This window comes from Lentilactobacillus sp. Marseille-Q4993 (assembly GCF_951230165.1).
Lineage (GTDB): Bacteria > Bacillota > Bacilli > Lactobacillales > Lactobacillaceae > Lentilactobacillus.
On the sequence record NZ_CATNVB010000034.1, the window covers coordinates 22,126 to 28,786 of the forward strand.

Here is a 6,661-nt window from a genome sequence, read left to right on the forward strand (position 1 = left end):
ATTTCGTTTGAAACGGTACCAAATTGAGTTTAGAATAAATGATAACAAAAAGGAGGAATCATTCATGTCATTAACTGATACTTACACCTTATACAACGGCGTTAAAATTCCCCAAGTCGGGTTTGGAACTTGGCAATCAGACGGCGACGATGCGTACCGAGCAGTTCGGTGGGCCCTTGAAGCTGGCTACCGCCATATCGATACCGCTGCAGCTTACGGTAACGAAGACTTCGTTGGTAAGGCAATCAAGGATAGTGGGGTTCCCCGTGAGGAAATCTTCCTCACCACTAAACTCTGGAATGCTGATCACGGTTACGAAGCAACCAAGAAGGCGTTTGCTGAATCATTATCAAAACTTGGTACGGACTACGTTGACCTTTACTTGATTCACTGGTCAAACCCAATCAAGTTCCGTGATAACTGGAAGGAAGCTAACGCTGAAAGTTGGCGGGCGATGGAAGAGTTCTATAAAAATGGGTCTGCCAAAGCAATTGGTATTTCTAACTTTAGACCTCATCACATGGACGCATTGCTAGAAACTGCAAAAATTAAACCAATGGTTAACCAAATGTTCATCAACCCATCGGACATGCAACCTGGAGTTGTTGAATATAATAATGATCATGATATTTTGACTGAGGCGTACAGTCCACTCGGAACTGGTGCAATTTTCAAGATTCCAGAATTGAAGACCATTGCTGATAAATATGGCAAGACACCAGCTCAAGTTGTTTTGCGCTGGTCACTTCAACACGGATTCCTACCACTACCAAAGTCGATTCATGAAGACTACATCAAGTCGAACACAGAAATTTTCGATTTTAAACTCGAAGATGCTGACGTTAAGACGATTGATGGTTTCCACGGTAAAGCTGGATTAGCAACAGATCCAGATACTACTGATTTCTAATAATTAAAGATTAAGGCCTATTCATTTGACTGGGCTTTTTTATATTTCCTAAAATTCACAATTTGTGAATCCGATTTCAGTAATCGAGAATCATTAATGGTAGAATTGAGTCAAATGGTGCAATAGGAGGGATGCTTTGTGGATAAGAAAGTAGCAATCGTAACGGGTGGTTCGTCAGGAATTGGTAAGGAAATCGCCAAACATTTATACCGGAATGGGATGGAGGTTTATGCCCTGTCAAGACGGGTCGATGAGATGAATGACCTTGATGATCTCGGTATCAAGACGAAATTTATTGATGTGGCGGATTACGATAGTGTGGAATCAACCATCTCTGATATTGTTGATGAGGCTGGTCGAATCGACGTCCTTGTTAATAACGCCGGCTTTGGGGCCTTCGGTTCAGTTGAACAAGTGGATATTCGTGAGGGTGAGTACCAGTTCAAGGTTAATGTGTTTGGGGTTATGAAACTAATCCAGACGGTATTGCCAACGATGCGAGCTCAAAAGTCCGGTCGGATTATCAATATCTCCTCGATCGATGGCAAGGTAGCTAGCTTAATGGGTAGCTGGTACGTCGGTTCCAAGTTTGCTATCGAAGGGATCAGTGATGCATTGCGTCTCGAACTTAAACAATTTGGTATTGATGTCGTTGTGGTTGAGCCAGGGGCAATTAAGTCTAACTGGCGGTCAATAGCAATGAGCAAACTCAAACAGTCATCTGGTGATGGCCCTTACGCTAAATCTGCACGAAAGATTTCCGATTTCTTTGAAGTTGCCTATAAGTACAGTTCAAAACCGATGGTTGTGGCAAGAGCGGTTGATCAAGCAGCTCTCTCTAAGAGACCCAAGACCAGATACGCTGTCGGCTCAGGAGCTCATACACTTCTTTGCCTCAGAAGAATCCTGCCTGATAAGGCCTTCGATGCCTTTATGGATGGTTTGATGGATTGTGCCCAGAAAATCCTTAATAAGGAAAAAGCCCAACGAAATCAAATTGACCCAGAACCTGAAGTAAAGTAAAATTTAGATATGAGAAGCACTAGGGGTGCCACATGGCTGAGACGAACGCGTTGTTCGATCCCTTTGAACCTGTAAGTTAACACTTTCGTAGGGAATGTGTAATGGTCGAGTTATAGCCGCTATCTTCCGTACGGGAGTGGTGGCTATTTTTAATTTAAAGGAGAATCACGATGAAAATCGACCTACTGAATACTTTGCGAGAAAAGAACCCAATCGCCTTCAATATTTCTAATTTTGTTACGGTCCAGGATGTTGCTAACGGCGTTAACGCAATCGGTGCATCACCAATTATGTCTGAGGAAAAGAATGAGGCTGAGGCGATGGTAAAAATTTCAAACTCCGTTACCGTTAATCTGGGTGCATTTACCGAGAGTCAGTTGGATCAAATTGAGGCGGTAACCAAGTTTGCTAATCTGTACAATAAACCAATCGTTATCGATCCAGTGGCAGTCGGAGCGGTTCAATATCGGCTTGATAGGTGCAATCAACTATTGGATAAAATCGACGTTGCGGTTATTCGAGGTAATGCAGGGGAAATAGCTGCGCTTGCTGATGTCGAGTGGAATGCCAAGGGAATCGATGCGGGGGAAGGAAATGCTGACCTTGAGGCGATTGCTAAGAAGCTGGCTAAAAAACGGGATTGTGTCGTTGTCCTCAGTGGGAAGACCGACATCATCACGGATGGGGAGGCCAGTGTCCGCGTTTATAACAATACTGACTTATTCAAACTTCACGTTGGTTCAGGTGATATGCTATCAAGCACGATTGGAACCTTTGTGGCCATTGAAGACGACTATTTCGAGGCAGCCCAAGTAGCCACAACGGTCTTTGCAGTTGCAGGTGAAGTAGTTGCTAACCAGATGGAGCGACCACTTGCTGGTTCATTTGGTCCCCAATTGATTGATGAGCTTCATTTAATTGACGTAAAAACAATTGAAAAACACGCAAATTTTGACTAGGAGGAACGATTGATATGGTAAACGAAACGGTTCAGGCACTAACGATTGCTGGAACTGACAGTGGTGGTGGTGCTGGCGTGATGGCTGACATCAAAACAATGCAGGAGCGCCACGTATTTTCAGCTGCCGTCGTAGTTGCAGTCACGGCCCAGAATACGTTAGGTGTTGATGACTTTATGGCAATGCCCAAAAAGATGATTGATGAGCAGTTTAAGTCTGTGGCGAGCGACTTAAAGATTCGGGCTTGTAAGACAGGGATGTTAGCAGATGTAGCAACCGTTGAGGCGGTTGTCGAAAATCTAAAGAAATATGATTTGGGACCAGTAACGGTTGACCCCGTCATGATTGCTAAGGGTGGGGCAAGATTGCTTTCTGAAGATGCGATTACGACTGTTAAGGAACAATTATTGCCGTTAGCTGATATTTTGACTCCCAATTTACCTGAAACCGAAGAGTTATCGGGGATGAAAATTGAAAGCAAAGACGCAATGCAGGAGGCCGCCAAGAAGTTACAGTCACTTGGTGTGAAGAACGTATTACTAAAGGGTGGCCATAACATTGGTGACGATGGTAAATCCTCTGACTATGTATTACTTGAAAACGGAGATTCCTTCTGGGTCAGCGCAAAACGAATTGATACTAATCGGACTCACGGGACTGGCGATACTCTTTCTTCATGTATTACAGCCGAGCTAGCAAAGGGCAAAGATGTTGCAACCGCAATTCGAATTGGCAAGCAGTACGTTCAAGCGACCATTGAAAATGGGATCCAAGTTGGGCACGGTCACGGCCCACTAAATCACTGGGCAACGATAGAGGAGGATGACAATGACTAAGTCGTTTAATAAACAGATGCTTCAGGCCTATTTCATTTGTGGCACTCAAGACATTAAAGGAGAAGGAAAGTCTATCGTTTCGGTGCTGACCGAAGCCCTTGATGCTGGGATCACAGCTTACCAGTTTAGAGAAAAGGGACCAACTGCATTGACCGGTGATGACAAGCTCAAACTCGCGCGGACTTTAAAACGAATCTGTGATTATTTTGACGTCCCATTTATCGTTGACGATGACGTTGATCTGGCCAAGTTGGTTGAAGCCGATGGCGTTCACGTTGGCCAAAAGGATAAGAAAGTTAACCAAGTTATCAGTGAAGTTGGTGACCAAATGTTTGTCGGCTTATCATGTGACACTGCTGACCAGATTGAGGAAGCAAATCAAATCAAAGGTTTAAGTTACATTGGTAGCGGCCCTGCTTTTCCAACCCAGTCAAAGGATGATGCAGACCCAGTAATTGGCCCAGATGGGATCAAGCAGCTGGTTGCTATCAGTAAGCTCCCTATCGTCGCTATTGGTGGGATTACTGAAGATAACATTGCTGAATTAGAGGGCACTGGAGTAGCTGGAGCTTCGGTTATTTCAATGGTTGCCCAGAGTGATGACGTTAAGAGGACCGTTGGGATAATCAAACGAACATTTAGCGAATAATTTAAAAAAGCACTTGTCACACCATTGGTTAAAGCATAATGTATAATTATTAATCTTTATCGAATGGGGTAGTTATCATGCAAGTTGCACACTCACGCAGTGGCAAGGGAATCTTTTTGGTGGTTCTCGGTGCCACGCTTTGGGGTGTTTCGGGAACAATGGCTCAGTACGTGTTCTCTGAATACCACGTTTCACCGGTTTGGGTAGTCGGCGTTCGCTTGTTTTTTGCGGGGTCGATTCTTCTGATTTGGTCGCTTGTGACCAGTGGTCGGGAAGTGTTTAAAATTTTCTCTAACAAACGCGATGCGATTTCAATCATCTTGTTTGGATTACTAGGGATGATGCCTTCCCAACTTACATACTTTAGTGCTGTCAGTTATAGTAATGCCCCTACGGCAACGGTGTTACAAAATTTAGGACCGCTATTTATTATCGTATACGTTGCGATTGCTGGACGTAAAATGCCCCGGCGAATCGATATGATATCGATTGCAATTGCTTTGTTTGGAACATTCATGTTGGCAACGAATGGGCACTTCAATCAGTTAGCTCTAACCCCAATGGGAATGTTCTGGGGACTATTGGCCGGCGTGGCAACGGCGGTATATACTTTGATGCCAAGAAGATTGCTTAAGGTCTATGATGCCCGAATCGTAGTTGGTTGGGCGATGTTTATTGGGGGCTTCCCATTTATTCCAAATACTTTCTTTGGTAATTCGGTACCGTTGGATTCTGAATTAGTGTTGCTATTAGCACTGATTGTTGTTGTGGGAACGGTGTTCACTTATTTGTTCTATCTATCCAGTCTAAAATATATTGCGGCAACGACAACCGGGATGTTAGGTGCATTTGAACCATTAACCGCAACTGTTTTAGCGGTTACGGTTCTGGGAACCCCACTTACAGTGCCAGAGTTAGTCGGTGGAGCAATGATCCTGTTGACCACATTTATCCAAGCGCTGGGTACTAAATATTAAGTCCGAAGATAGATTCGCTGTTTTTTAATTTCTAACAAATAAAATAAAGGCACTCCTGTCGGAAAACAGGGGCGCCTTTTTCTAAATCGTTTTTACCAACACAAAATGCTTCCAATTTCTATTTGGGGGGAATTAGGTTTTAAACCGAATGCTCAAAAAGATATCTTATCTTTGGGTGAAAATAAGTATCGTCCGGTTAATTATCATTTAAGTAGTAGTGGTAAAAATTATTCAGAGAAATTAAAACAACAAACGTTGTTTGTATATAATTTAGTCCATAACGGTTGATATGCCAACAACACTTTGACCAATAGTGTCGCCTGATTGATAAATTTTTACTGGTAAAAAGGCGGATTACGTCATTGGCACCAGAAACTACTAGTTGTCAATGAGTTACAAAAGTGTAATAATGTTTATACTTGTGTTTACGAATTTTTAAGGAGAAACAAATGATCATTGAGCGGCAAAACATGTTTAATATTAAGCGAATTGAAAAGCAAATTAAGGATAGTCCAATGGCGAAACAGCTTGATAGTTTGAAACAAATCTCTGAGCTGTACTTGTTGAGAAAAGCGGCTTTAAACGAAATTGGAACTAAACTTGAGAACCTTGATGCCGAGTACAATGTTAACTTTGATCATAACCCAATTCACCATATGGAAGAACGATTGAAGGAACCTAGTAGTTTGCTTGAGAAGCTGAGTCGTAAAGGGTATGGACTATCGCTTGAAAGCATAACTAAAAATATATACGATGTGGCTGGCATTAGAGTTATCACTAATTACGTCTCAGATATTTTTAAAGTTCAGGAAGCGTTACTTAAACAAGATGATGTCACTCTTATCAAGCAAAAAGACTATGTTAGTCATCCTAAATCAAATGGATATCGAAGCCTTCATCTAATTGTTTCTGTTCCGGTCTTTCTTGACGAAGGTGTTCATGAGACCCCCGTCGAGATTCAGGTGCGAACAATGGCAATGGATACGTGGGCTAGCTTGGAACATGAATTGAGCTATAAGAGTTTTGCGGATGATAGTGAGGCTAAGAAGTACTCCCAGAACCTAAAGGAGTACTCGGATCAGTTATTCGGCATTGAAACTAATATGCAGAAGATTTTCGACAGGTTGCAAGAAAAATAAAAGCCATTCCTGTTTGGGGCAGGAATGACTTTCAGAATAATGGCTGTACACTTTTTAGTGTGATAGAGAAATCTATCGCACTATTTTTTTGGACGCAAAAGGACACCTGTCCCTTTTGCTATAATGAATTCACCACAAACCATTTAGAAAAGAGGAAAACAGATGTCC

7 protein-coding genes and 1 riboswitch are annotated in these 6,661 nt (G+C 42.6%); all 7 genes read left to right on the plus strand.

Annotation, left to right across the window (positions count from 1 at the left end; genetic code table 11):
• Positions 1–64 precede the first annotated feature (64 nt).
• The 7 genes from QOW94_RS09625 to QOW94_RS09655 all read left to right on the plus strand — a co-directional run bounded on the left by QOW94_RS09625 (position 65) and on the right by QOW94_RS09655 (position 6,493).
• The gene (locus QOW94_RS09625; RefSeq protein ID WP_283680209.1) at positions 65–910 is read left to right on the plus strand and encodes an aldo/keto reductase; all 846 of its coding nucleotides are present in this window, start codon (positions 65–67) and stop codon (positions 908–910) included.
• Positions 911–1,048: 138 nt separating this feature from the next.
• Positions 1,049–1,933 carry an oxidoreductase gene (locus QOW94_RS09630; RefSeq protein WP_283680210.1) on the plus strand — a complete coding sequence of 295 codons (885 nt, stop codon included), beginning with the start codon at positions 1,049–1,051 and terminating at the stop codon, positions 1,931–1,933.
• Positions 1,934–1,944: 11 nt separating this feature from the next.
• Positions 1,945–2,045, plus strand: a riboswitch (TPP riboswitch).
• A gap of 58 nt (positions 2,046–2,103) precedes the next feature.
• The gene (gene thiM, locus QOW94_RS09635; RefSeq protein WP_283680211.1) at positions 2,104–2,892 is read left to right on the plus strand and encodes a hydroxyethylthiazole kinase; all 789 of its coding nucleotides are present in this window, start codon (positions 2,104–2,106) and stop codon (positions 2,890–2,892) included.
• Positions 2,893–2,906: 14 nt separating this feature from the next.
• The gene (thiD, locus tag QOW94_RS09640) at positions 2,907–3,728 is read left to right on the plus strand and encodes a bifunctional hydroxymethylpyrimidine kinase/phosphomethylpyrimidine kinase (RefSeq protein ID WP_283680212.1); all 822 of its coding nucleotides are present in this window, start codon (positions 2,907–2,909) and stop codon (positions 3,726–3,728) included.
• Positions 3,721–4,377, plus strand: coding sequence for a thiamine phosphate synthase (thiE, locus tag QOW94_RS09645; RefSeq protein WP_283680213.1), 657 nt, complete (start codon positions 3,721–3,723; stop codon positions 4,375–4,377). The genes thiD and thiE overlap by 8 nt, the downstream gene beginning before the upstream one ends.
• Before the next feature lie 77 nt (positions 4,378–4,454).
• Positions 4,455–5,354: a DMT family transporter gene (locus QOW94_RS09650; RefSeq protein ID WP_283680214.1), complete on the plus strand. Its 900-nt coding sequence runs from the start codon at positions 4,455–4,457 to the stop codon at positions 5,352–5,354.
• Positions 5,355–5,803: 449 nt separating this feature from the next.
• Entirely contained in the window at positions 5,804–6,493 is a 690-nt protein-coding gene (locus tag QOW94_RS09655; protein ID WP_283680215.1) for a GTP pyrophosphokinase, read from the plus strand.
• Positions 6,494–6,661: the final 168 nt, after the last annotated feature.

Excerpts from the sequence above, each read along its gene's own strand:
- QOW94_RS09625 (WP_283680209.1), top strand. The coding sequence starts at position 65 with ATGTCATTAACTGATACTTACACCTTATACAACGGCGTTAAAATTCCC.
- thiM (WP_283680211.1), top strand. The coding sequence starts at position 2,104 with ATGAAAATCGACCTACTGAATACTTTGCGAGAAAAGAACCCAATCGCC.
- thiD (WP_283680212.1), top strand. The coding sequence starts at position 2,907 with ATGGTAAACGAAACGGTTCAGGCACTAACGATTGCTGGAACTGACAGT.
- thiE (WP_283680213.1), top strand. The coding sequence starts at position 3,721 with ATGACTAAGTCGTTTAATAAACAGATGCTTCAGGCCTATTTCATTTGT.
- QOW94_RS09650 (WP_283680214.1), top strand. The coding sequence starts at position 4,455 with ATGCAAGTTGCACACTCACGCAGTGGCAAGGGAATCTTTTTGGTGGTT.
- QOW94_RS09655 (WP_283680215.1), top strand. The coding sequence starts at position 5,804 with ATGATCATTGAGCGGCAAAACATGTTTAATATTAAGCGAATTGAAAAG.